The sequence below is a fragment of the Arthrobacter sp. AOP36-C1-22 genome (assembly GCF_052377515.1).
Taxonomy (GTDB): Bacteria; Actinomycetota; Actinomycetes; order Actinomycetales; family Micrococcaceae; genus Arthrobacter_H.
Window position 1 is genome coordinate 32858 of the sequence record NZ_JBQSWW010000003.1, and the last position, 24492, is coordinate 57349.

Here is a 24492-nt window from a genome sequence, read left to right on the forward strand (position 1 = left end):
TTTCTGGAAGGCCGCGGTCGAAGGCTCGGCGGTAGGCTGGATTCAACCTCAGCGGAAGGAACCCACCTGACATGACCACGGTCTCAGAACACATGATCGCCACCCTCCGGGCCAACGGCGTCCAACGAATCCACGGCGTCCCGGGAGATTCGCTCAACGGGATCACCGATGCCCTGCGCAAGGACGGGAACATTATCTGGTCCACCGTCCGCCACGAAGAGGCCGCTGCCTTTGCCGCCGGGGCCGAGGCAACCATGACCGGGCGCCTGGGCGTCTGCGCCGGCAGCTGCGGGCCGGGCAACCTGCACCTGATCAACGGGCTCTACGAGGCCAACAGGTCCCGCGTGCCGGTGCTCGCCATCGCCGCCCACATCCCCAGCGCGGAGATCGGCAGCAACTACTTCCAGGAAACCCACCCCCAGGACCTGTTCAGCGAGTGCTCGGTCTTCACCGAAATGGTCTCCACCCCCGACCAGATGCCCCGTTTGATGGAAATCGCCATGCGGACGGCGATCGAAAAGCGTGGTGTGGCCGTGCTGGTCATTCCCGGTGACGTGGCCCTGGCGCCGGCGACCAACGAACGCATCACCCACATTCGCCGCGCCAACCCCGTGGTGGTGCCCTCGAGGGAGGAACTCGACGAGGCCGCAGGGGTCCTCAACGCCGGGTCCAAGGTCACCATCCTCGCCGGCGCGGGCGTGGCAGGAGCCCACGACGCGGTGGTGGGTCTGGCGGACACCCTGGGCGCGCCCATCGTCCACGCCCTGGGTGGCAAGGAACACATCGAATACGACAATGAATTCGACGTCGGCATGACCGGGCTGCTCGGTTTCGCCTCGGGCTACCGGGCCATGGAGGACGCCGACACCCTGCTGATGCTGGGCACCGATTTCCCCTACCAGCAGTTCTTCCCCTCCAAGGCCCGCATCATCCAGGTCGATATCCGGGGCGAGCAGCTCGGTCGCCGCACCCCGGTGGACCTCGGATTGGTGGGGTCGGTGGCCGATACCGCTACGGCCCTGCTGCCGATGCTCAAACGCAAGTCCCGCAGGTCCCACCTCAAGGACGCGCAGAAGCATTACCGCAAGACCCGCGAGAAGCTCGACGACCTGGCCACGAAGACGCGTAAAGGCAAACCGCTGCACCCGCAGTTCGTGGCCCGCTCCCTGGATCGGCACGCCTCCGACGACGCCGTGTTCATCCCCGATGTCGGCTCCCCGGTCATGTGGGCCTCCCGCTACCTGACGATGAACGGGCGTCGGCGCCTGTTCGGCTCCTTCGCCCACGGGTCCATGGCCAACGCGCTCCCCCAGGCCATCGGAGCCCAGGCCGCAGCCCCGGACCGGCAGATCGTTGCCATGTGTGGTGACGGCGGGTTGTCGATGCTCATGGGCGAGCTGCTCACGGTGGTGCAGTCCAGGTTGCCGGTGAAGATGGTGGTCTTCAACAACTCCTCGTTGAACTTCGTGGAGCTGGAGATGAAGGCAGCCGGATTCGTGAATTACGCCACGGATCTGGAGAACCCGAACTTCGCCGACGTGGCCAACGCCGTCGGGATCCTGGGGATCCGGGTCGAAAGCTCGGCGGATCTGGATGCGGCGCTGAAGAAGGCCCTCGCCCATGACGGACCAGCACTCGTCGATATCGTCACGGCGCGCCAGGAACTGACCATGCCACCGAATGTCACGGCCGAGCAGGCCAAGGGATTCGCCCTCTACGCCGTGCGCACGGTCATGTCCGGCCGGGGCGACGAACTGCTGGACCTGGCTGCCACGAACTGGCGCCAGCTCTTCTAGGCCCATCCCATGGAAGGCCTGGAGCAGTTCATTGCTGCTCCGGGCCTTTCGTCATGCCGTCCGCCACGGCTTCCGGCAGCAGGGCACCCCATCCACCGGCTGCTTCACCGAATATGGGTCTTGACCGCGTTCGTGCGGATCTTCCCCTTGGAAGGGATACTCGGGCGCGACATGCACCGGATGGCCGTACGGCTGCTAGACGTCGACGACAGCGATCCCGCCATCCGCGGGCTCATCCAGGGCACCCTTGACATGGCACGAGGTTTGGGGCTGGCAGATACGCCGCGCAATGACTCGCATCGTCGAGGCCACGTGGTTGCCGTCTGGTCGGCCCAACTCGCTTCCGCTCTCGGAAGGGCCTAGGACGCCACCGCCCCGACCTGCTCGAAGACCGTTGTGGGACCGGCCTGCAGCAAAACATGCCCTACTCACGTTCGCCGGTTCAAGTACCGGGGGCGGCTGGCATCGCGCTAGCATGGGGACGCCGTGTGTCGATACCCGGCCGTAACCACGCTGTCTCCTCGTCGTGGGAGAACACATCCATTGCATCGAGGGACGAACCTAGTCATGGTCCCGAGGCGAAGGAGTACTGATTGTCTGACGCAGAAGAACCCCCGAAGGGTTCGACCGACGCACCCCGCCCCCGGATTGATCGCAGTCGTTTCGGCATAACCGGCCGCCGCAGGGGACCCGATACCGACCCGATGCGTCCCCCGATCTCCAGCAGCGAGATGAGCAAGGGGCCCGTCGAACTCTCCGAGCACCGCGGCCCACGGGTGAACTGGCGCGTCTTCATCATCTCCTCGGCGATCATCCTGGGATTCTCCTGCTGGGCGATGGCCTTGCCGGATCAGGCCTCGGCGACGATGCAGGCCGCCGTGACCTGGATTTCGACCAATCTCGGCTGGTTCTACGTCCTCACGATCACCCTGGTCATCCTCTTCGTCCTCTGGGTGGCGCTCTCCAAGGAGGGCGGGGTCAGGTTGGGACCGGATCATGCCCGTCCGCAGTACAATCTCTTCACCTGGGTGGCCATGCTGTTCGCCGCCGGGGTCGGCATCGACATGCTCTTCTATTCGGTCACCGGCCCGATCACCCAATTCATCACCCCGCCCTCGGCCACCCCCGAATCCGCCGAGGCCCTCCATGACTCGGTCATCTGGACCATGTTCCACTACGGGATCGCCGGATGGTCGATGTACGCCCTGTTGGGCATGGCCATGGGCTACTTCGCCTACCGCTGGGGAATGCCCCTGTCGATCCGGGCGGTCCTGTATCCGCTCCTGGGCAAACGGGTCCGTGGGGCCACCGGCGACGTGATCGACATCTTCGCCCTCGTGGGCACCGTCTTCGGCGTGGCCACCTCGATGGGCATCGGGGTGGTCCTGCTCAACGTCGGTTTCGCCTGGCTGCTGGGAATCGAAGAGGGGCTGGCCCTGCAGATCGCCCTGGTGCTGGTGGCCGTGATCATGACGGTGGCCGCCTGCGCCTCGGGGGTGGACAAGGGGATCAGGCTGATCTCGGAGCTCAACCTCTGGGCCGCGGGGGCCATGATGCTCTACATCCTGATCACCGGTAAGACCGCCTTCCTGCTCAATGCGATGGTGGAGAACATCGGCAGATTCGTCCTGACGCTGCCCGAACGCACGTTGAAGACCTTCGCCTATACCGATGGCGGCAGTGAGTGGATGGGAAGTTGGACCCTGTTCTTCTGGGCCTTCTGGCTCGCGTGGGGTCCCTTCGTCGGGCTGTTCCTGGCCCGGATCTCCCGGGGGCGCACGTTGCGCGAATTCGTGATCGCCGCGATCACCGCCCCGGTGCTGTGCGATTTCTTCATCGTCACGATCTTCGGCAACAGTGCCCTGCGCCAGGTGTTGGAGGGCAACAGGGACTTCGCCGAACTGGCCATGGATAGTCCCGAGCACGGCTGGTATGCATTATTGGAGATGTTCCCCGGCGCCCCCTTCCTGATCGGTCTGGCCACCCTGTCGGGCATGCTGTTCTATCTCACCAGCGCCAACTCCGGGGCCATGGTGATGGCCAACTTCTCCTCGTCGATCCCCGATCCCTCGGTGGACGGGGCCAAATGGCTACGGATCTTCTGGGCCGTGCTCACCGCGGTCCTGACGGTTTCGATGATCGTCGCCGGAGGGGTGGCGACCATGGAACATGCGACGCTGATCTTCGCGCTGCCGGTGACCATCATCAGTTATCTGGTCATGGCCTCCTTCTCCAAGGTGCTGCGGATGGAGCGGGCCGAACGCGAGGGGCAGGTGCGGCGCCGCCGCTCCATGGCCGTCCATGGCGGTCAGACCCCCGAAAAGACCTGGCGTCAGCGTCTGGCTCAGTTGCGCTCCTACCCCTCGAAGAAGGCGGTCGCCCAGTTCGCGGACAGGGTGGTGGAACCGGCGTTGCAGGAGGTGGTCACGGAGTTCAACGGCCTGGGCTACGACGCCGAACTGACCTCCTCCCCCAACGCCGACACCGGGATCAGCGAGCACACCCTGCTGGTGAACATGGAGGACCACCGGAACTTCCACTACCAGGTCGCGGCGGTCGAGGCGCCGGCCCCGATGTTCGGCGGACGCAGCATGTCGCGACAGATCGACATCTACTACCGTCTGGAGGTCTTCACCCAAACGGGAACGGAGGGCTATGACCTGATGGGCCTGACCGAACAGCAGATCATCAACGACGTGCTCGACCGCTACGAAGCGCACCTGGGGTTCCTGCACTACTCCACCGAACATGACTACGCTTCGGTCCTGACCCCGGTCATGCCGACCACGACGGGAACCATCCCCCGGATCCCCGATTCGGCGGACGACGTCGAACCTCTCGAAGAGGACGAACAGTAGTCCCCTGACCGCGGGCCGGCACTTCGGCCCCGGACACAGAAGAAGCCCCGTCCGTGGACGGGGCTTCTTCTCATGGATCCTGAATTCGGTGGAGGTAAGGGGATTCGAACCCCTGACCTTCTGCATGCCATGCAGACGCGCTACCAACTGCGCCATACCCCCGAAAGGGAGTCGCCGGTTTCGTTTCCGACCGGACAACTCATCCATCATAGGGCACGGAATTTAGCCCGCGCAAATCGCCTCCCCCTACTAGGCGGAGGTCTCCGGGTCCTCAACCACGGCCACGCTCCGGGCGGCAGCCGGCAGTTCGATCGCGGCGCAGTCGCTCCACAGGCGGTCCAGGGCATAGAAGACGCGGTCTTCCTGGTGCTGGATGTGGATGACGACGTCGATGTAGTCCAGTAGGACCCAGCGGCCCAGTCCCCTGCCCTCTCGACGGACGGGACGCAGATCATGCTTTTCGATCAGCGCCTCTTCGATCCCGTCGACGATGGCGTTGACCTGCCGCTCGCTTTCTGCCGAAGCGATCAGGAAGGCATCGGTGATGCCCAGGCGTTCGCTGACGTCCAGGGCGATCTGGTTCTCCGCGAACTTCTCGGCCGCGGCCAATGCTGCGGTGTTGATGACGCTCAGTGAGTATTCTGTTGCAGCCATGTGGCTCCTCGGGTGGTGGTGCTGGTCATCGGTCGACGACTAGCCGTTGGTGGTGATCATGATGATGCCGACCGTCAGGGCGGCGGCACCCACCAGGAGTACCCCGAGCACCGCCCACGCCCAGACGTTGGCCCGCCGGACCCCGCTGCTGCGGTAGTCCAAGGGATCCAGGCCCTGGGCCGAACTGGCGCTGACCGGTTGCCGGGCAGCCCCGCGGCCCGGCTCCTCGGAGGCCGGGTCCGAAGGTTCCGCGGCCGCGGGTTCACCCACGGGGTCCTCGTGGCCCGTTCCCGGCGTCGGCGCAGCGACGGCTGGCCCCTTGCCGGTCGCGGGCATCTGGAGATGGAAGCCGCTGGTTTCGGGAGCGTTGATTCCGGTGTTGGCCAGATCCCTCTCGGCCTTTTCCCTGCGCAACCGGTCCATGGCCCCCGTGAACGGGTCCCCTGCCTGGTCTTCGGCACTGCGGGTGGAGTGGGCCCGTTTCAGGCGCTCCCGCTCTGCGACCCGTCGGCTGATGATGGCCGCACGGGCGGCCAGTTCGCGCTGTTTGGCCAGGACCTCCAGGTCATCGTGGTCCTCGGCAGCAGCGGCTTCGGCCTCGGGGTCCCCGGGCTGGTCAGGGATGGTTTGCCGGCGGGCTTCCAGGGCCTCCGCGACGCTGAGTGATTCCTGCCCCTGTGCGGTGCGCTCGGCCGCGGGCTTCTCGGTCGACGGGGACCCGGAGTCCACCTCGGCCTCGGGTTCCGCGGTCGAGGCGGCAGCCCTGGCCGCAGCCAGGGCCTGGAGACGGAGCTGCCGACGGGTCAGCGGGGCCGGCTCATCGCCAGCGGGGCGGACCTCTGCCGGCGCGGGCTTCTGGGCCGCTTCGGCTTCCCGGCGGCTCTTCAGTGCCTCCCGGTCGCGGGCCCGTTGCAACGAGCTGCGTTCGCCTGCTTCGCTGTGTTCCTCACGGTCGGGCACCATGTCGAAGGGGACGTCGGCGGCACGTCGGCTGCGGTTGGCCTGAGCGATGCGGTCGAGCTGGTTGGTGTCCTCGGATGAGCGCGGCTCGGGCTGCTCAGCCGGGTCTTCGCCCGACAGGTGCCCACCCTCGTGGTGGCCGTCAGCGGTCTCGCTGGCACGGCGTTGTTCACGCAGGGACCGCCGCGTCGGCGGGAGCCCCAAATCGTCGCTCATGTTGTCCATTCCAGGCAATCCCCCTCAGGTGTCGCCGTCGTAGTGATACAACTCATATTTCGCAATGTACTGAACCACCCCATCGGGCACCAGATACCAGACCGGCTTATTTGCCTTGACCCGGTCCCGGCAGGCCGTCGAGGAGATCGCCATGGCCGGGACCTCCAACAGGCTGATGTCCGTACGCCCCAGGTCCGGTAGTTCGTGCCCGGGGCGGGTGACCCCGACGAAATGCGCCAGGCTCCACAGCTCGTCGATGTCCTTCCAGGACATGATCCGCTCCAGCGCATCGGCCCCGGTGATGAAGAACAACTCGGCGTTGGGTCGAAGCCGACGCAGATCGCGCAAGGTGTCGATGGTGTAGGTGGGTCCCGGCCGGTCGATATCCACCCGGCTGACCGTGAAGCGTGGGTTCGAGGCCGTGGCCACCACCGTCATCAGGTAGCGGTGTTCGGAATCGGCGACGTCTTTTCCCGACTTCTGCCACGGTTGACCCGTGGGAACGAACACGACCTCGTCCAAGTCGAACTCCGCGGCCACCTCGCTGGCGACCACCAGGTGCCCGTGGTGGATGGGATCGAACGTCCCGCCCATGACACCGAGGCGGACCGGGCGCCGGGACCCGATCGCCCCAGCCCGCCTAGAGATCGTCGTGGCCGTGCTTGTTCGAGAACTGCTTATGCGAGTCGGGGATCTCGGCATGTCCCTCGTGGCGGTTGCCGACGTTGGTGAATGAGACGACGACGAAGAGCATCAGGAGGAAGATCGCGAAGATTCCCCCACCGATGAGAAAGGGCCAGATGCCCTCGTTTCCGGCAACCTCGGCCTCCGCGCCACTTGCCATGACCGTACCCAAGACCTGCGTGAGCATTTTTCTCCTTCGTGCCCGTCGTCGACCGGCGCCCCCAACGGGCGATGCGATCCGTCGATCGTCTGATGTCTGCTTACCATCCTACCTACCCGGCAGGCACTCTACGAACGGATGTGGCCATCTCCTTGGACAATCCACTTCGTGGTCGTCAGCTCCCGCAGACCCATGGGGCCCCGGGCGTGGACCTTCTGGGTCGAGATGCCCACTTCGGCCCCCAGTCCCAGCTGTCCCCCGTCGGTGAAACGGGTGGAGGCGTTGACGATCACGGCCGCCGAATCGATCTCCGCGACGAACCGTTCGGCGTTGGCCAGGTCGTTGGTCAGGATGGCTTCGGTGTGCCCGGTGGTCCAGGTGCGGATATGGTCCAGGGCCCCGTCCAGGTCATCAACCACCGCCACCGCAAGGTCCAGGTCCATGTATTCGCGGGACCAGTCCTCTGCGGTGGCCGGGACCGCGTGGAGCCCCTCCATGAGGGCCATCGCCCGTTCGTCGCCGTGCAGGGTGACCCCTGCCTTCGACAGGGCCCGCAGGACTTCGCCGGCGGCAGGGGCCTGCGCGTGCAGAAGCAGGGTCTCCACCGTGTTGCACACGGAGGGGCGTTGCGTCTTGGCGTTGAGCAGGATCTCCGAGGCCGATTCGGCCGTGGCCGTGGCGTCGACGAAGATATGGACGTTGCCCTCCCCCGTTTCGATGACCGGGATCCGCGCGTTCTGCAGCACCGTCTGGATCAGTTCGTGTCCGCCCCGCGGGATCAGCACGTCGACCTTGCCGCGGGCCCCCATCAGGGCCGTGGCCCCGGCCCGGCCGAAGTCATCCACGCTTTGGACCACGTCGGCGGGCAGTCCCACCGATTCGAGGGCATCACGGATCAGGTACAGCAGCGCCTCGTTGGAGCGGGCCGCGGCCGAACCCCCGCGCAGCAGGACCGCGTTGCCGCTCTTCAGTGCCAACCCGGCAATATCGACGGTGACGTTCGGGCGCGCCTCGTAGATGGTCCCGAGCACTCCCATCGGGACGTGGACCTGCCGCAACCGCAACCCGTTGGGCAGGGTCTGCCCGCGTTGGACGGTACCCACCGGGTCCGGCAGTCCGGCCAATTCCTCGAGGGCCGAGATGAGGCCGTCGACGCGGGCGTCGTCGAGTTTCAACCGATCGAGCAGGCCTTCGCTAGTGCCGGCGGCCCGCCCGCGTTCGAGGTCCTCGGCGTTGGCGGCGATCACGGAGGCCCGCCGCTCATCCAGGGCGGTGGCGATGGCCCGCAGGGCGCGGTCCTTCCAATCACGGGTGGCCCGGGCCAACACGCGGGAGGCTTGGCGGGCTCGGTCGGCGCGTAGACCAACCTGATGGGCGATGTCTTCGGCTGTACTGGTGGAATCGGTGACGCTCTGGCTCATGACCCAAGCCTAGTCGGCTCCAGGGGGACGGTGGCGATTGTTGAGCAACAGTGTCAGGCCCGGGGCTCCGCGGCCGGTGGGGTCTGCTTTTTCCGGGTGCGCACGGGCGGTCGCAGGACCACCAGGTCATCGATGTGGACGACTTCGCGCTCGTAATGCGACCCGAGGGTCCTGGCCAGTTCCCGGGTGCCGTGTCCCAGCATGTCCGGGAGTTCCTCCGAGGCGTAGTTGACCAGGCCGCGGGCGACGACCGTGCCTTCCGCGTCGGTGATCTCCACGGCGTCTCCGGCTTCGAAATCCCCGCTGACCGAGGTGATGCCCGCCGGCAGCAGCGAGCGCGCCCCCGAGGCCACCGCGGCGACCGCCCCGTCATCGAGCATCAGCCCGCCCTGGGTGTTCGCCAGTTGGGCCAGCCAGAGCATCCGGGCCGGGCGGCGTCCGCCCCGGGCGGAGAACCAGGTGCCGACATCCTCGCCGGCCAGGCCGCGGCCGGCCTGATCCGTCGAGGTGATCAGCGTGGGGATGCCGGAGTCCGCGGCCATGGTGGCCGCTTCGACCTTGGTGACCATGCCGCCGGTCCCCACCCCGGAGCCCCCGGTGGTGCCGATGCTGACCCCGTCGAGGTCCGCGGCACTGACGACGTCCGCGATGCGGCTGGCTCCCTTCGCCGGTGGACCGTCATAGACGGCGTCGACATCCGAGAGCAGGATCAGGGCATCGGCCTTGACCAGGTGGGCCACCAGTGCGGCGAGCCGGTCATTGTCCCCGAAGCGGATCTCGTGGGTGGCCACGGTGTCGTTCTCATTGACCACGGGGACGACCCCCAGGGTCAGCAACCGGCCTAGAGCCCGGAAGGCGTTGGCATACTGTTGCCGGCGAATCAGGTCATCGGCGGTGAGCAACACCTGGGAGACGGTGATCCCGTGCGCGCCGAAGGCCTGGGTGTATTTGGCCATCAGCAGTCCCTGCCCGACGCCGGCGGCCGCCTGCTGGGTGGCCAGGTCCCGGGGCCTGCGACTCAGTCCCAGCGGGGCGATGCCGGCGGCTATGGCGCCCGAGGACACCAGGATCAGTTCGATCCCCCCGTTGCGCACCGCCGAGAGTTCAACGACCAGCCGGTTCAGGGCATCCTCGGAGATCCCCCCGTTGACGGTGGTCAGTGACGAGGAACCGACCTTGACCACGATCCGGGTCGCCTCGGTCAGTTGCGAACGGTGGCGGATCGAGGAGGGAAGGCGGTTCTGCCGGTTCACTTCCCGCTGTCCTTGGGTGAACCCTGCTTCTTCGGGTTCACGGATTCGGTCCACACGCCGGCCTTGCGTTCGCTCTCCAGTTCGGCGCGGGCCGCGGCCCGGGCATCCTTGCGATCCTGGTGGTCCTGACGCTTCTGGTCACGGGTGGGACGGCTGCCGTCGTCGAACCGGTCGTCTTGTCCACGACGTGATCCCAGCAGTTCGGCGCCGGCGGCCATGGTCGGCTCCCAATCGAAGACCACGCCGTTGTCATCGTCGCCGATGACCACGGCGTCCCCGGGTTTCGCCCCGGCCTTGAACAGCTTGTCCTCCACACCGATCTTGGCCAGTCGGTCGGCCAGGTAGCCCACGGCCTCGTCGTTGCTGAAATCGGTTTGCTTGACCCACCGGACCGGCTTTTCACCCTCGACACGGAACAGCGGCTCGAGGTTGCGTTCTTCGCGGTGGATGGTGAAGGGGGCCCGGTTCACGCCCCGGGGGCGCAGCACCGGGACTTCCACCTGGGCCGGCTCCTCGGCCGATGCGGTGCGTGCTTCGGTGACGAGCTCGGCCATGGCATAGCCCAGTTCCTTCAGCCCGGTCCGGGCCAGGGCGGAGACCTCGAAGACGCGGTAGCCGCGGGACTCCAGATCGGCGCGGACGAACTCGGCCATATCCGAGCCGTCGGGCATGTCGGTCTTGTTCAGGGCGATCAAGCGGGGGCGGTCGTTCAGCGGGATCACGGTGCCATCGGAGCCCGCATAGCTGGAGTCGGTCGCATAGGCGGCCAGTTCCGCCTCGATGGCCTCCAGATCACTGAGCGGATCGCGGTCCGATTCCAGCGAGGCACAGTCCAGGACGTGCACCAGCGCGGCACAGCGTTCGACGTGGCGGAGGAATTCGTGTCCGAGGCCCTTGCCCTGGCTGGCGCCCGGAATGAGTCCGGGGACGTCGGCGACGGTGAATCTGACGTCCCCGCTTTGCACGACGCCCAGGTTGGGGATCAACGTGGTGAACGGGTAGTCGGCGACCTTGGGACGGGCGGCGGACATGGCGGCAATGAGGCTTGATTTGCCGGCCGAGGGAAAGCCCACCAACGCGATATCGGCTACCGACTTCAGTTCCAGGACGATGTCCTGTTCCCCGCCGGGGACGCCCAGCAGGGCGAACCCGGGGGCCTTGCGCTTCTGTGAGGCAAGCCCCGCGTTGCCCAGTCCGCCCATGCCGCCGGCGGCGGCCACGTATTCGGTGCCGGCGCCGACCATGTCGGCCAGGATGTTTCCTTCACGGTCCTTGACCACGGTGCCGTCGGGCACCGGCAGGATCAGGGTCTCGCCGTTGCGGCCGGGCTGCATGTCTCCCCGGCCCGGTTCGCCGTTGCCACCGTGCCGGTGGGGGGAATGGTGGTAGGACAGCAGGGTCGTGGTCTGGGGGTCGACGCGGATGATCACGTCGCCGCCCTTGCCACCGCTGGCGCCATCGGGCCCGCCGAGAGGCTTGAACTTCTCCCGACGGATCGACACGCAACCGTGCCCTCCGTTTCCGCCGGAAACGTGAAGGACTACGCGGTCTACGAACGCTGCCACTACTGGGACTCCTCTATTGGGTGGCCGTTACGGTCCTGCTGGTCCGTGCTACGGCCGGTGATAAAAAGAACTGGAGGGCGGGCCAAGCGGCCCGCCCTCCAGTCTAGCTAAATTCGGTTCTGCCGAAACTAGCCGGCATCCACGATGTTCACGACACGACGGCCGCGACGGGTGCCGAACTCCACCGAGCCGGCTGCCAGTGCGAACAGCGTGTCGTCGCCACCGCGGCCGACGTTCGCGCCGGGGTGGAAACGGGTACCGCGCTGGCGAACGATGATTTCACCGGCGGAAACCACCTGGCCTCCGAAGCGCTTGACGCCCAGGAACTGAGGGTTGGAATCGCGGCCGTTGCGAGTGGAACTCGCGCCCTTCTTACTTGCCATTGAATGTGCCTACCTTTGAATCGTGGGTGATCTGGTCTCCGTCGCCTTAGGCGATGGAGGTGACCTTGACCTTGGTCAGTGCGGAACGGAAACCCTGGCGCTTCTTGTAGCCGGTCTTGTTCTTGTACTTCTGGATGACGATCTTCGGGCCACGGAGGTTCTCGAGAACCTCGGCAGTCACGGTGATCTTCGCCAGGTCGGCAGCAGCGGAGGTGACCTTGTCGCCGTCTACCAGAAGCAGTGCTGGGAGCTCAATGGTTCCACCAGCTGCCTCGGGGACGCGGTCAAGGGTCACCCAGTCTCCTACGGAAACCTTTTCCTGCCGGCCGCCTGCGCGGACAATCGCGTACACCACTTGGGAACTCACTTCTCTCGACGTCTATTACTCTTACTGCGCACATTCCACCGGACCAACCGATCGGGGATAAGCGCTGTGCTGTCACGCCGAGCGGAAAATCCGATGAGCGGCGCATGCACCGAGGATCTAGATTACGCTATTTCGGTCCGCAGGAGCAAATACATCCTCCGACGGCGGGTCGTCAAGACCCCCGGGAGGGTGAAGCACCTTTTAACGGTACCTTCCCGACCCGCGGACCGCGAACGGCGGGCCTTCCCCTGTGTCCCGGCCCCGCAGTGGTTCCGCCGCAAGGCAGGCGCGGGAACGCGTGGGGGCGGGACCCGATCGACCGGGTCCCGCCCCACGCATGGTTCCTGCCGACGAGCAGCCTCGTCCGATCCGGTTACAGCTCGGAGGCCGGTACCCCGACGCCGAACATCATCGGCGCGTCCTCGGAGGCCTTCTTCTTCGCTTCCGGTTCCGACTGCTCGAGCTTGGCCACGTGGCTGGTGCCTGCGGCAGGGGTCGACGCCGTGGCCTCCACCCGCTCGATCGGCGTGTTCGCGCTCCCCTGGGCGCTGGATGCCGCCCGGCTGCGCCGTGGACGGCGTGCCGGGGTGCTGGTGGCCGGCGGCGTTGCGGCCACGGCGGAGGAACGCTCCTGCGCCGGTGCCGACGCCACTGCAGCCGGTTCCTGCTTGGCCACGGCAGCCGGTTCCTGCTTGGCCGCGGGAGCCGGTTCGTGATCGGCTTCCCGGGACGGCTCAGGGGTGCCGCCGAAGGCGGCGCTCAAGGATTCCAGCGTCAGATCGGGGGTCTGCGTGGGCGCCGTGGCCCGGCGGCTGCGACGGGCGCCCGGCAGACGGACTTCCTCTCCCGCGATGCTCACCACGGGACCTTCCCCATCAGTCCCGGCCTCCGCCGTCGCGTCATGGCCTGGGCCCTGACCGGACTGCGTTGATCCGGGGCCCTGCTCGCGGCTGGAGGCGGCGGTGGAGGTGCCTGCGGTGTCCCCAGGCTGCTCCCCCGACCCGCTGGTGGGCGACATTTCGGCCGAGCCGGCACGACCACGTCCGCGTGAGCGCCCGCGTCCACGACGGCGCGAACCGGAGTCGGAGCCATCCTGCCCGTCGGTGCCCCCCTGGCCGGACGCGGCGGAGGTCCCGGCGTCGTGCCCGTCCCGCTGCTTCGTCTCCCCGGTCTGCTCGTGGGACGCCTGGGTGGCGGCGGCGATGGAAGCCAACGCGGCCCGGGTGGTTTCGGCCTTGGCCTCCGCCTCCGGGTCGTGCTTCTTCGGCTCCGGTGCCGACTGCTCGGGGGTCTGCTCGGTGCCTGCTCCCCCGCCCTTGCCGTGGCGGTTCCCGCGTGGCTTGCGCTCGTTGCGCTTCTGGTTGTTCTGGTCTTGCTGCTGGTTCGACGCCCGGCGATGTTCGACCGGTTCGTCATGGGTGACCACGCCGCGGCCGTTGCAGGCTTCACAGTTTTCGCTGAAGACCTCCAGCAGTCCGGTGCCCATGCGCTTGCGCGTCATCTGCACCAGGCCCAGCGAGGTGACTTCGGCGACCTGGTGTTTGGTCCGATCCCGGCCCAGGCACTCGACGAGCCGGCGCAGGACCAGATCCCGGTTGGCTTCGAGGACCATGTCGATGAAGTCGATGACGATGATCCCGCCGATATCGCGCAGCCGCAGCTGACGGACGATCTCCTCGGCGGCTTCGAGGTTATTCTTGGTCACCGTTTCCTCGAGGTTGCCGCCACTGCCGGTGAACTTGCCGGTGTTCACGTCCACCACGGTCATGGCTTCGGTCCGGTCGATGACCAGTGAGCCGCCCGAGGGCAGGAAGACCTTGCGGTCCAGGGCCTTGTGGATCTGTTCCTCCAGCCGGCGGGCGGCGAAGATGTCCTCGTCGCTCGTCCACTTCTCCAGGCGGTCCAACAGGTCCGGCGCCACGTAGGTCACGTAGGCCTCGATGGTGTCCCAGGCGTGTTCGCCGGAGACGATCAGCTTGGAGAAGTCCTCGTTGAAGACGTCGCGGACGACTTTGATGGTCAGATCCGGTTCCGCGTACAGCAGCTCGGGCGGGGTGGTCTTCGTCGAGGTGGACTTCGCCTCGATCTCCTCCCACTGGGCGCGCAGCCGGTTGATGTCGTTCATCAACTCCTGCTCGCTGGCCCCTTCGGCGGCGGTGCGCACGATGACCCCGGCGTTCTGCGGCAGGTGGTCCTTGAGGATCTTCTTCAGGCGGTTGCGTTCCACGTCGGGCAGCTTGCGTGAGATGCCGGTCATCGACCCGCTGGGCACATAGACCAGGTAGCGTCCGGGCAGGGAGATCTGGCTGGTCAGCCGGGCCCCCTTATGGCCGACCGGGTCCTTGGTGACCTGCACCAGCACCGGGTCCCCCGACTTCAGCGCATGCTCGATGCGCCGCGGCTGTCCCTCGAGCCCGGCCACATCCCAGTTGACCTCCCCGGCATAGAGCACGGCGTTGCGGCCACGGCCGATGTCGATGAAGGCGGCCTCCATGGAGGGCAGGACGTTCTGCACCTTGCCCACATAGACGTTGCCGATCAGCGAATCCTGCTGCGTCTTGGAAACGAAGTGCTCGGCCAGGACCCCGTCTTCCAGGACGCCGATCTGGATGCGCTCATCACGCTGGCGGACCACCATCTGCCGGTCCACCGATTCGCGGCGGGCCAGGAACTCGGCTTCGGTGATGACATGGCGTCGACGACCGGAGTCGCGGGAATCACGACGGCGCTGGCGTTTGGCCTCGAGCCGGGTGGAACCCTTGACGCTGGTGACCTTGTTCGACGGTGCCGGATCTGCGGCGGCCCGGGGGCCACGCACCCGGGTGACCGTGTTGGGCGGGTCGTCGTCGTTGCCGCCACTGAGTTCCAGGTCCGAGTCCCCGCGCCGACGACGCCGGCGGCGCCGTGAGCTGGTGCCGGCCTCCTCGGTCGAGTCCCCCGCCTCGGGCCCCTCGTCGCGGTTCTGTGCGTCGTCGCGGGAGCGGGAGCGGTTGCGGCGGCTGGTCCGGTTGCCCGAACCGCTGTCGTGGCTCTCCTCGGAGCCGGGCTCCTCCGCGGACCGCGCCTCGGGGGCGGCGGTGGCCAGATCGGGGGCCTGGAAGAGGACGGAGATCGCCGAGTCGGGGACGGCGAACGGATCCGCCGGAGTGGCTGTTTCGTCGCTGGTTTCGGCGGCCGGCTCACCGGGAGCCTCCGCGGCAGGTGCGGCGGTGCCGGTTTCCTCTGCCGTGGTGGTCTTCGGGCTGGCCGCGGCGGCGCGGGATTTGCGCGCCGGTGCCTTGCGCGCCCCGGTGCTCTTTGCCGGGGTCTTCGCTGCTTCCGGGCTCTCGGCGGCGGGGTCGGCGGAAGCGTCGCCGCCGGTTTCGGTGGCCACGGTCTGCTCGGCGTCCGCGGTGGTGGACGCGGCGGTCTTGCGGGTGCGGGGGGCCCTGGCTGGTTTCTTGGGCAGTTCGGCGTCGGCGTCCGGTCCGGCCGTCTGGGTGGCCTCGTCCTCGCTGGCTGCCGTGGCGGCCGGTTTGCGGGTCCGGGGTGCCCGGGTGGTCTTCTTGGCCGGTGCGGTGGCGGGCTCTTCCGCAGTGGCGGCGGCTTCGGGCTCCGGCTCGCTGGCGGCGGCGGTGGCCGGTTTGCGGGTGGTGGCCCGTTTGCGCGGTGCGCGTTTGGCCGGTGCCGGCGTCTGGGGGGCCTCGGCGGTCTCGGTGGTGGCGGCGGTGTCGTCATTCATCGGAAGGGACGACTGCGCCGGCCCATTCAGCTCTTCGTTCGTTGCTTCCATGAAAGGCCATGCTCCTAGCCGGAGTACCCTCCACAGCCGGGACGCCGGCGATCGGTTCGGGAACCGCGGCCTCGTCGGCCTTCCGATCCCCGGAAGTCAGTTTTCATATTTCCCGAGGTGTACCAACGTCGGCGGGTACGGCGGCCCGGGAAACCAACCCAGTTCCCCGGGCGAGCCGCTTTCTGTTGCGGCGACCGTCCGCGGTTTTCATCCGCCGGCATCAGGGTCGATGCCTACGGTGATCCATCGCGTGAGGGCCCGGAATCCTGTAGTTGGGTTGGAAACAAACTGTGGATTCGCCACCAACCACTGCCATTGTCTCATACGCGTCGAATCCCGAGTCGGTGGCCGGCGCCGGCGGATCATCCCAAAGGGCTCAGACGGCGGCGTCCTGGTCGACACCGATCCGGGTCAAGGGCAGGTCCGGGTGGTTCTTCGTCACCCGACGCAGCGCCCACACGTCGTTGAACAACGCCAGGTACTCGCCGTCGGAACGGATGATCACCTCGACACCCCGGACCGGCGCCAGCGCCGTCACCGCCTCCTTGGTGGTCAATCGCGCCAACGAGTACCCCAGGGCCTCCATCCGCATGGGGGCGTTGAAGTCCTGGGCCATCCTGTCTTCGACGACCTCGAACTGCATCGGTCCCACGGCCGCCAGCACCGGCGCCTGATCGCCCCGCCGGTCCGAACGCAGCACCTGGATGATGCCCTCGTGCTCGAGCTGGTCGATCCCCCGGCGGAACTGCTTATACCGGCTGGGATCCTTTGCGTGGGCCACCCGGAAGTGCTCCGGGCTGAAGTAGGGAATGGGCGGGTAGGTGACCGGCGCGTCCTCATAGAGGCTGTCCCCGACCCGCAGGGCCGAGGCGTTGACCAGTCCCACGACGTCCCCGGGCCACGCCTGGTCGATCACTTCGCGGTCCCGACCGAACAGATGCTGGGCATACTTGGTGGCGAACGGCTTTCCGGTATTGGCGTGGGTGACCACCATGCCGCGTTCGAAGATCCCCGAGCAGACACGGATGAAGGCCACATGGTCGCGGTGGGCCTGGTTCATGCCGGCCTGGACCTTGAAGACGAAGCCGGAGAAGGGGGCATCGACCGGTCGGACTTCCCCGTCGGCGTCGGCGCGCGGGGCGGCCGAGGGGGCCAGGTCCACCAGGGTGTCCAGGATCTGCCGGACCCCGAAGTTCTGTGCCGCCGAGGAGTAGAGCACCGGGGTCGCCGTCCCGGCATGGAAGCTCTCCAGGTCGAACCCTCCCGGGCTTTCGAGCAGCGACGCCTCATCCAGGGCGTCGGACCACAGTTGCCCTTCGGCCTCCAGGGCCTGTTCGGGGGTGAAATGTTCCTCCAGGGCCAGGGAGGCCCCGCTGGAATTACGGGTGAAGCGGACGTATTCGTTCTTGCGCAGGTCTGCGACGCCGTGGAATTCCCCGGCGATGCCTACCGCCCAGGTCAACGGCATGGGCCGTAATCCGGTGCGTTCGGTGATCTCGTCCATCAGCTCCAGGGATTCCAGCCCGGGGCGGTCCCATTTGTTGATCACGGTGATGATCGGCAGATTCCGTTGCCGGCAGACCTCGAAGAGCTTCATGGTCTGCACTTCCAGGCCCTTGGCCGCATCGATGAGCATCACCGCGCAGTCCACGGCGGCCAGCACCCGGTAGGTGTCCTCCGAGAAGTCCGCGTGGCCGGGGGTGTCGACCAGGTTGATCACCGTGTCTCGGTACTCGAACTGCAGGGCGGTGGAGCTGATCGAGATCCCGCGGTCCTTCTCCATCTGCATCCAGTCCGAGACGGTGTCCTTGCGGTTGGACTTGCCGTTGGTGGCCCCGGCGGTCCCGATCACCCGGGCGTGGAGGGCCAACGCTTCGGTGAGCGTGGATTTGCCCGCATCCGGGTGCGAGATCACCGCAAAGGTACGACGGCGGGAGGACTGGTCGATGATCCGGGGATCGGCGGCCTGGGTTGGAATCTGCGACACTACACTTCTCTCACGTTGGCGAACCAGACAAGTCTACCGTCCATGCCCCGGGCCCCGGGCCTAGAATCGAAGTGGATGGCGGCAACCGCCGCCGCCCCGATCGACCCGAGGAGCCCCGCGTGGCCCAGCATGCCCCGAACAGGAACGAACCGGTCCCCGCCGTGAGCCCCGCGGCCGAGGGGGCCCTTCCCGGTTACGCCCGGGAACCGGTGTTCGGGTGGATCCTGGCCATCACCGGTTTCGTGTCCTGGATCGCGTCCTCGGCGCTGACGCTCGAACGGCTGGAGATCTACAAGGACCCGGACTACGTCACCTCCTGCGACATGAATCCCTTCGTCTCCTGCGGCAGCGTCATGCGGACGGCCCAGGCGGCACTGTTCGGCTTCCCCAACCCGCTGATCGGCGTCGCCGGCTTCGCGGTGGTCACCACGATCGGCATCACGCTCATCGCCGGGGCCCGGCTGCCCCGCTGGTATTACGTGGGTCTGCAGGTCGGGGTCACCCTGGCCATGGCGATGATCGGGTGGCTGTGGTTCCAGGCCCTCTACGTCATCGGGATCCTCTGCCCGTACTGCATGGTCGTCTGGGCCATGATGATCGTCCTGTTCACCTACACCACCGTCAGGAACATCAGCCACGGGGTCGTTCCCGCACCCGCCGGGCTGCGCCGGTTCCTGGCCGAATGGCACTGGGTGATCGCCGCGTTGATCGTCTTGTTGTGTGCCGGGTCGATCCTGGTCACGTTCGCCAAGGTGTTCTTCGGATAGAGCGCCGCCGCCCTGGCCGGACGACGTCGGCCGCCGCTCCCCCGGCAGGGGTGCGGCGGCCGACGTCGTGGGAGGGTGGAAGGTGCTAGGAGAACCAGATCCCGATCTCGCGTTCGGCCGACTCGACGGAGTCGGAACCGTGCACCAGGTTCTGCTGGACCTTCACGCCCCAGTCGCGGCCGAGGTCACCGCGGATGGTGCCGGGGGCGGCAGCCGTCGGCTCGGTGGCCCCTGCCAGGGAGCGGAAGCCTTCGATGACGCGTTCGCCTTCGAAGATGGCGGCCACGACCGGACCGGAGAGCATGAATTCCACGAGCGGCTCGTAGAACGGCTTGCCGACGTGCTCCTCGTAGTGCGCCTCGAGTATCCCGCGGGTGGCCTGGACCTGCTTGAGTTCGACCAGGCGGTAGCCCTTGGCCTCGACGCGGGACAGGATGGTGCCGGTGAGCTGGCGCTTCACGCCATCGGGCTTGACCAGGACAAGGGTGCGTTCTGTGGACACGGTGGTGCTCCTTCTATGCTGCGTGGGGTCGGTGACCAGTCTAGTGGTCGGTTTCGGGCTCGGGGTTCGCGGCTTCCCATTCGGCCTGGCGCCGGTCCCGTTCGGCGTTCTCCAGATCGATGGTCCGGCCCTTGGTGACGGCGTACCACCAGCACAAGGCGAACAGGACCCCGATGACGAACATCGAGGTGTCCACGAATCCGAGCAGGATCAGCAGGATCTGGACGATCCAGCCGATCCAGTAGCCCAGGGGTTTGGTCAGGAAGGCGCAGGCGATGATGCACACGGCCATGATCCATCCGCCGGTCAAGAAGATCAGCAGCGGGTCGATCGTGTCCCGGTAGAGCCCGAAGACCGCCAAGGTGGCGAACAACGCGACACCGGCTTCGAGCACCAGGACCGTGGAGGCGAAGAGCACCCGGGTGGAGCGGCGCTTCTTCTTCATCCCGGGGCGCCACTCGCGCTGGGCTTTGGTCATGCGTGCCATGGGGTGCTTACTTTCCTAACAGGGTGCGTGCTTCGCCAACGACGGTAATCGATCCGGTGATCAGGACGCCACCGGTGAGTTCCTCGCTGGATTCGGAGCGCCCGATCGCCCATTCCAGGGCGTCGTCGAGACGATCGGTGACGTGGATGCCGGCATCGCTGAACCCGGCCTTCAGGGCCAGCTCCCCCAGTTCTTCGGCCGGGATGGACCGGGGGGAGGTGGACTGGGTCAGGCAGATGTCCTGGACGAGTTCCCCGTATTGCAGATACAGCTCGTCGAGCATCGCCGGGGCATCCTTTTCGGCCAGGATCCCCACCACCAGCACCAGGGCGCTGAAGTCGAAGGCCTCCTTCACCGCCTGCGCCGAGACGGCCAGGCCCGCGGGGTTGTGTCCGGCGTCGACCAGGACGGTCGGGGCCGAACGCACCAGTTCCAGCCGTCCCGGGCTGGAGACGTTCCCGAAGGCCAGCTGGACCAGATCCTCTTCCAGTGCCTTCTCCCCGCCCCCGAGGAAGGCCTCCATCGCAGCCACGGCGACGGCGGCGTTCTGCCCCTGGTGGGCCCCGTGCAACGGCAGCGCCAGATCCTCATAGCGTCCGGCAATGCCCTGGATCGTCAGCGACTGCCCGCCGACGGCCAGCTGGCGGGACTCCACGCCGAACTCCACGCCTTCGAAGCGGAAGGGGACCCCGGTGTCGCGGGCGGCCTCCAGGAGGACCTGGGCCGCTTCGGGCTCCTGGGCCGAGGAGATCAGGAATCCTCCGGCCTTGATGATGCCCGCCTTTTCCAGGGCGATCTCGTGCACGGTGTCCCCGAGCAGGTCGGTGTGGTCCAGGGAGATCGGGGTGATGACCGAGACCTGCCCGTCGGCCACGTTGGTGGCATCGGTGATCCCGCCCAGGCCGACCTCGATGACGGCGACGTCCACGGGGGCGTCGGCGAAGACCGCGAAGCACAGGATCGTCAGGGCCTCGAAGTAGGTCAGCGGGTTCTGACCGGCCTCCTCCAGTTCGGCGTCGACGATTCCCAGGAACGGCCGGATCTCATCCCAGTTGCGCACGAAGTCCTCGTCGGAGACCGGTTCCCCGTCGATGCTGATGCGTTCGGTCACGCTGGACAGATGCGGGCTGGTGTACCGGCCGACCCGCAGGTCGTGGGCCAGGACCAGTTGTTCGATGATCCGTGCGGTGGAGGTCTTGCCGTTGGTTCCGGTCACATGGATGATCGGCATCGCCCTGTTGGGCTCGCCGAGGACCTCCATGGCCCGGAACATCGGGGCCATGCGCGGCTCCATCTTGTTCTCGGGCGCGCGGCCCAATAGTTCGGCGTAGACGCTTTGGACCGAGAACTCGTCGTGGTCGGGGCTCATTCAGGCAACCGTCCGTTCTACCGAGATGGTGGTGTCGACATCGCCGGGGATCAGTTCCAGATCGAGGGTCAGGGTTTCGTGCTTGACCAGCTCGGCGTTGGCGTGCAGGGCGTCGATGATGTCCTGCGGGGCATTGATGGTGGTGAGGATCCGATCACTGACGTGCAGATCGGCGTCCTTGCGGGCCTGCTGGATCGACCGGACCATGTCCCGGGCGGTGCCTTCGGCCTCGAGTTCGGCGGTGACCTCGGTGTTCAGGACCACGAAGCCTCCCCCGGGGAGCATCGAGACGGCGGTGGACCCGTTGTCGTCCCCGTCGGCGACCACCGTCTCCAGGGTGTATTCGCCGTCTTGCAGCTCCAGTCCGCCCGAGGTGACGACCCCGTCGGTCAGTGACCAGTGGCCCGTTTTGGAGCCCTTGATGGCGACCTGGACGTTCTTGCCCAGCCGGGGTCCCGCGGCCCGGGCGTTGACGACCAGCTTCTGCTCGATCCCGAATTCCTCCGGGGAGGCGTCGGCGGCGTCGACCAGCCGGACGTGGCGCAGGTTCAGTTCATCGGCGATGACCTCGGTTCCGGATTCCAATTCGGAGGAGGCGGGAACGACGACGGTGAGCTCCTGCAGCGGCAACCGCACCCGTAGCTTGGCGGCCTTGCGCAGGCTGGAGCCCGTCGAGCAGACCTGCCGGATCCTGTCCATGCGGGCCACCAGCTCCGGATCCGCGGCGAAGGTGCCGGTTTCGGGCCAGTCGGTCAGGTGGACCGAACGCCCGCCGGTCAGACCACGCCAGATCTCTTCGGTGATCAGCGGCAGCAGCGGTGCGGCGACCCGGCAGAGGGCTTCCAGCGCCGTGTACAGGGCGTCGAAGGCATCGGTGTCCTCGGCGAAGAAGCGGTCGCGGCTGCGCCTGACGTACCAGTTGGTGAGCATGTCCAGGTAGTGCCGCAGCCCGTCGCAGGCCCCGGAGACGTCGTAGGCGTCCATATGGGCGCCGATCTCCGCCACCAGCTGACCCGTGTTGGCCAGCAGGTACTGGTCCAGCGTGTCGGTGTACCCGTCATACCGCAGCTTCGCCTCGTAGCCGGCCCCGGAGTTCGCGGAGTTGGTGTAGAGGGTGAAGAAGCTGTAGACGTTCCACAACGGCAGGATGACCTGGCGGACCCCGTCGCGGATCCCTTGTTCGGTGACCACCAGGTTCCCGCCGCGCAGGATCGGGCTGGACATCAGGAACCAGCGCATCGCATCGGAGCCGTCACGGTCCAGGACCTCGTTGACGTCGGGGAAGTTATGCAGTGACTTGGACATCTTCTGTCCGTCCGAGCCCAGCACGATCCCGTGGCTGATCACGTTGCGGAAGGCCGGGCGGTCGAACAACGCCGTGGACAACACGTGGAGCATGTAGAACCAGCCGCGCGTCTGTCCGATGTATTCGACGATGAAATCCGCCGGGCTGTGGGTGGAGAACCAGTCCTTGTTCTCGAACGGGTAGTGCACCTGCCCGTAGGGCATGGATCCGGAGTCGAACCAGACGTCCAGCACGTCCTCGACCCGGCGCATGGTGGATCCGCCGGTGGGGTCGTCCGGGTTGGGCCGGGTCAGTTCGTCGATGAACGGACGGTGCAGATCGACCTCGCCCTCGTGGTTCACCGGCAGCCGGCCGAAGGCCTCTTCCATTTCGGCCAGCGAACCGTAGACGTCGGTGCGCGGGTAATCGGGGTTGTCCGAGACCCAGACGGGGATCGGGCTGCCCCAGTAGCGGTTGCGGGAGATGGACCAGTCACGGGCGTTTTCCAGCCACTTGCCGAACTGTCCGTCCTTCACGTTGGAGGGGATCCAGTTGATCTGCTGGTTCAGTTCGCTCATCCGCTCCTTGAACTGGGTCACCTCGACGTACCAGGAGGAGATGGCCCGGTAGATCAGCGGGGTGCGGCAGCGCCAGCAATGCGGGTAGGAGTGCACGTAGCTGGCCTGGCGGACCAGCCGGGCCGAGGACTTCAGGTCAGCGATGATGGCCTTATTCGCGTCGAAGACCTGGACGCCGGCGATATCGGCCAACGGGCCTCCGGCGAAGAGCGGCAGGAACTTGGCGCCCTCATCGACCGAGAGGACCACGGGGATCCCGTTGGCCTCGCAGATCTTCTGGTCCTCCTCGCCGTAGGCGGGAGCCTGGTGGACGATGCCGGTGCCGTCGGTGGTGGTGACGTAGTCGGCGACCAGGATCCGCCAGGACTTCGCGGTGCCGTAGGTCTCGTCGTCGGCGAAGTAATCCCAGAGCCGCTCGTATTCCAGCCCCTCCAATTCGGAGCCGCGGTAGGTGGCGGTGACTGCTTCGGCGGCGGACGCCGCGTCCTCGTACCCCAGGTCCTTGGCGTAGGCCCCGAGCAGATCCGAGGCCAGCATGAAGGACTCCCCCGCCGCACTGGTTCCGGCAGGTCCTGCGGGCACCACGACGTAGTAGACCTCGGGTCCCACGGCGAGGGCCTGGTTGGTGGGCAGGGTCCAGGGGGTGGTGGTCCAGGCGATTGCCTGGGTTCCCGCCAGCTGCCGGGAGATCTCGCTCTCTCCGGCCAAGATGCCGAAGGTGACCGTGACGGTCTGGTCCTGGCGGTCCTTGTAGACGTCCTCGTCCATGCGCAGCTCGTGGTTGGACAGCGGGGTTTCGTCCTTCCAGCAATACGGCAGCACCCGGTAGCCGTTATAGGTCAGGCCCTGGGTGTGCAGCTGCTTGAAGGCCCAGAGGACCGATTCCATGTAGTCGACGTTCAGCGTCTTGTAGTCGTTGTCGAAGTCCACCCAGCGGGCCTGGCGGGTGACGTATTCCTGCCATTCGCCGGCATACTTCATGACCGAGGAACGGCAGGCGTCGTTGAACTTGTCGATGCCCATGGCCTCGATCTGCTGCTTATCGGTCATGCCCAGCTGCTTCATCGCCTCCAGTTCGGCGGGCAGTCCGTGGGTATCCCAGCCGAAGCGGCGCTCCACGCGTTTGCCACGCTGGGTCTGGTAGCGCGCAACGAGGTCCTTCACATAGCCGGTGAGCAGGTGGCCGTAGTGCGGAAGTCCGTTGGCAAAGGGGGGACCGTCATAGAAGACGAATTCATTGGACCCGTCGGTGCCGGCGGGTCGGGCGTCGATGGAGGCCTGGAAGGTGTGGTCCTCGTCCCAGTACTTCAGTACGCGTTCCTCGATCTCGGGGAACCGCGGCGAGGCGGGCGTGACGTTCTGCGGATCGGTGGAGGCCTTGGGGTACAAACTCATCAGCGGCAGTCCTGGCATCGGTTCGGCGTCGGG

At 66.8% G+C, this 24492-nt stretch carries 18 protein-coding genes and 1 tRNA gene; 3 read left to right on the forward strand and 16 right to left on the reverse strand.

Features of this window, described 5'->3' with window-relative positions; all coding sequences use genetic code 11:
• The first annotated feature begins 71 nt into the window (after window positions 1–71).
• Both poxB and betT read left to right on the forward strand, forming a co-directional pair.
• Window positions 72–1796 carry a ubiquinone-dependent pyruvate dehydrogenase gene (gene poxB, locus ACT3S6_RS02785; protein ID WP_444553645.1) on the forward strand — a complete coding sequence of 575 codons (1725 nt, stop codon included), beginning with the start codon at window positions 72–74 and terminating at the stop codon, window positions 1794–1796.
• Window positions 1797–2500: 704 nt separating this feature from the next.
• The gene (gene betT / locus ACT3S6_RS02790; protein WP_444553646.1) at window positions 2501–4654 is read left to right on the forward strand and encodes a choline BCCT transporter BetT; all 2154 of its coding nucleotides are present in this window, start codon (window positions 2501–2503) and stop codon (window positions 4652–4654) included.
• 89 nt (window positions 4655–4743) lie between these two features.
• On the opposite strand, the gene ACT3S6_RS02795 is transcribed toward betT, so the two are convergent.
• The 12 genes from ACT3S6_RS02795 to ACT3S6_RS02850 form a co-directional block, all read right to left on the reverse strand.
• A tRNA-Ala gene (locus ACT3S6_RS02795) sits at window positions 4744–4816 on the reverse strand.
• 87 nt (window positions 4817–4903) lie between these two features.
• On the reverse strand, window positions 4904–5308 hold the full coding sequence (rsfS, locus tag ACT3S6_RS02800) for a ribosome silencing factor (RefSeq protein ID WP_301443556.1): 405 nt from the start codon (window positions 5306–5308) through the stop codon (window positions 4904–4906).
• Window positions 5309–5347: 39 nt separating this feature from the next.
• On the reverse strand, window positions 5348–6484 hold the full coding sequence (locus ACT3S6_RS02805; protein ID WP_444553647.1) for a hypothetical protein: 1137 nt from the start codon (window positions 6482–6484) through the stop codon (window positions 5348–5350).
• Between the two features lie 24 nt (window positions 6485–6508).
• On the reverse strand, window positions 6509–7186 hold the full coding sequence (gene nadD / locus ACT3S6_RS02810) for a nicotinate-nucleotide adenylyltransferase (RefSeq protein ID WP_444553648.1): 678 nt from the start codon (window positions 7184–7186) through the stop codon (window positions 6509–6511).
• On the reverse strand, window positions 7125–7355 hold the full coding sequence (locus ACT3S6_RS02815) for a hypothetical protein (RefSeq protein ID WP_444553649.1): 231 nt from the start codon (window positions 7353–7355) through the stop codon (window positions 7125–7127). The genes nadD and ACT3S6_RS02815 overlap by 62 nt, the downstream gene beginning before the upstream one ends.
• Window positions 7356–7456: 101 nt before the next feature.
• Window positions 7457–8749 (reverse strand): glutamate-5-semialdehyde dehydrogenase, encoded by a 1293-nt coding sequence (locus ACT3S6_RS02820; protein WP_444553650.1) that lies wholly within the window; start codon window positions 8747–8749, stop codon window positions 7457–7459.
• A gap of 53 nt (window positions 8750–8802) precedes the next feature.
• Window positions 8803–10002 carry a glutamate 5-kinase gene (gene proB / locus ACT3S6_RS02825; RefSeq protein ID WP_444553651.1) on the reverse strand — a complete coding sequence of 400 codons (1200 nt, stop codon included), beginning with the start codon at window positions 10000–10002 and terminating at the stop codon, window positions 8803–8805.
• Window positions 9999–11567: a GTPase ObgE gene (obgE, locus tag ACT3S6_RS02830; protein ID WP_444553652.1), complete on the reverse strand. Its 1569-nt coding sequence runs from the start codon at window positions 11565–11567 to the stop codon at window positions 9999–10001. Before obgE ends, proB begins: the two co-directional genes overlap by 4 nt.
• 128 nt (window positions 11568–11695) lie before the next feature.
• Window positions 11696–11950, reverse strand: coding sequence for a 50S ribosomal protein L27 (rpmA, locus tag ACT3S6_RS02835; protein ID WP_086996933.1), 255 nt, complete (start codon window positions 11948–11950; stop codon window positions 11696–11698).
• A gap of 46 nt (window positions 11951–11996) precedes the next feature.
• Window positions 11997–12305 (reverse strand): 50S ribosomal protein L21, encoded by a 309-nt coding sequence (gene rplU / locus ACT3S6_RS02840; protein ID WP_444553653.1) that lies wholly within the window; start codon window positions 12303–12305, stop codon window positions 11997–11999.
• A 385-nt stretch (window positions 12306–12690) separates the two neighbouring features.
• Window positions 12691–16089, reverse strand: coding sequence for an Rne/Rng family ribonuclease (locus ACT3S6_RS02845; protein WP_444553654.1), 3399 nt, complete (start codon window positions 16087–16089; stop codon window positions 12691–12693).
• Window positions 16090–16465: 376 nt separating this feature from the next.
• The gene (locus ACT3S6_RS02850) at window positions 16466–18076 is read right to left on the reverse strand and encodes a peptide chain release factor 3 (RefSeq protein ID WP_444553655.1); all 1611 of its coding nucleotides are present in this window, start codon (window positions 18074–18076) and stop codon (window positions 16466–16468) included.
• 119 nt (window positions 18077–18195) lie between these two features.
• Between ACT3S6_RS02850 and ACT3S6_RS02855 the strand changes: the two genes are divergently transcribed.
• Window positions 18196–18843, forward strand: coding sequence for a vitamin K epoxide reductase family protein (locus ACT3S6_RS02855; protein WP_444553656.1), 648 nt, complete (start codon window positions 18196–18198; stop codon window positions 18841–18843).
• A gap of 85 nt (window positions 18844–18928) precedes the next feature.
• Here ACT3S6_RS02855 and ndk read toward each other — a convergent pair whose 3' ends face one another.
• From ndk to ileS, 4 genes are read right to left on the reverse strand one after another with little or no spacing between them, the layout of a single operon-like run.
• A complete protein-coding gene (gene ndk / locus ACT3S6_RS02860) occupies window positions 18929–19345 on the reverse strand; it encodes a nucleoside-diphosphate kinase (RefSeq protein ID WP_444553657.1) in 417 nt (138 codons plus the stop codon).
• 40 nt (window positions 19346–19385) lie between these two features.
• Complete coding sequence (locus ACT3S6_RS02865; RefSeq protein WP_444553658.1) at window positions 19386–19832, reverse strand: DUF4233 domain-containing protein; 447 nt, start codon at window positions 19830–19832, stop codon at window positions 19386–19388.
• A gap of 7 nt (window positions 19833–19839) precedes the next feature.
• Entirely contained in the window at window positions 19840–21201 is a 1362-nt protein-coding gene (locus ACT3S6_RS02870; RefSeq protein ID WP_444553659.1) for a bifunctional folylpolyglutamate synthase/dihydrofolate synthase, read from the reverse strand.
• Window positions 21202–24459, reverse strand: a complete 3258-nt coding sequence (gene ileS, locus ACT3S6_RS02875; protein ID WP_444553660.1) for an isoleucine--tRNA ligase — start codon at window positions 24457–24459, stop codon at window positions 21202–21204. It lies immediately after the preceding gene.
• Window positions 24460–24492: the final 33 nt, after the last annotated feature.

Coding starts and splice junctions, on each gene's coding strand:
- nadD (WP_444553648.1), bottom strand. CDS start 7,186: ATGCCGAGATCCCCGACTCGCATAAGCAGTTCTCGAACAAGCACGGCC.
- rsfS (WP_301443556.1), bottom strand. CDS start 5,308: ATGGCTGCAACAGAATACTCACTGAGCGTCATCAACACCGCAGCATTG.
- ACT3S6_RS02845 (WP_444553654.1), bottom strand. CDS start 16,089: ATGGAAGCAACGAACGAAGAGCTGAATGGGCCGGCGCAGTCGTCCCTT.
- betT (WP_444553646.1), top strand. CDS start 2,501: ATGCGTCCCCCGATCTCCAGCAGCGAGATGAGCAAGGGGCCCGTCGAA.
- ACT3S6_RS02870 (WP_444553659.1), bottom strand. CDS start 21,201: ATGAGCCCCGACCACGACGAGTTCTCGGTCCAAAGCGTCTACGCCGAA.
- ACT3S6_RS02820 (WP_444553650.1), bottom strand. CDS start 8,749: ATGAGCCAGAGCGTCACCGATTCCACCAGTACAGCCGAAGACATCGCC.
- rpmA (WP_086996933.1), bottom strand. CDS start 11,950: ATGGCAAGTAAGAAGGGCGCGAGTTCCACTCGCAACGGCCGCGATTCC.
- poxB (WP_444553645.1), top strand. CDS start 72: ATGACCACGGTCTCAGAACACATGATCGCCACCCTCCGGGCCAACGGC.
- ACT3S6_RS02815 (WP_444553649.1), bottom strand. CDS start 7,355: ATGCTCACGCAGGTCTTGGGTACGGTCATGGCAAGTGGCGCGGAGGCC.
- ACT3S6_RS02865 (WP_444553658.1), bottom strand. CDS start 19,832: ATGGCACGCATGACCAAAGCCCAGCGCGAGTGGCGCCCCGGGATGAAG.
- ileS (WP_444553660.1), bottom strand. CDS start 24,459: ATGAGTTTGTACCCCAAGGCCTCCACCGATCCGCAGAACGTCACGCCC.
- ACT3S6_RS02805 (WP_444553647.1), bottom strand. CDS start 6,484: ATGAGCGACGATTTGGGGCTCCCGCCGACGCGGCGGTCCCTGCGTGAA.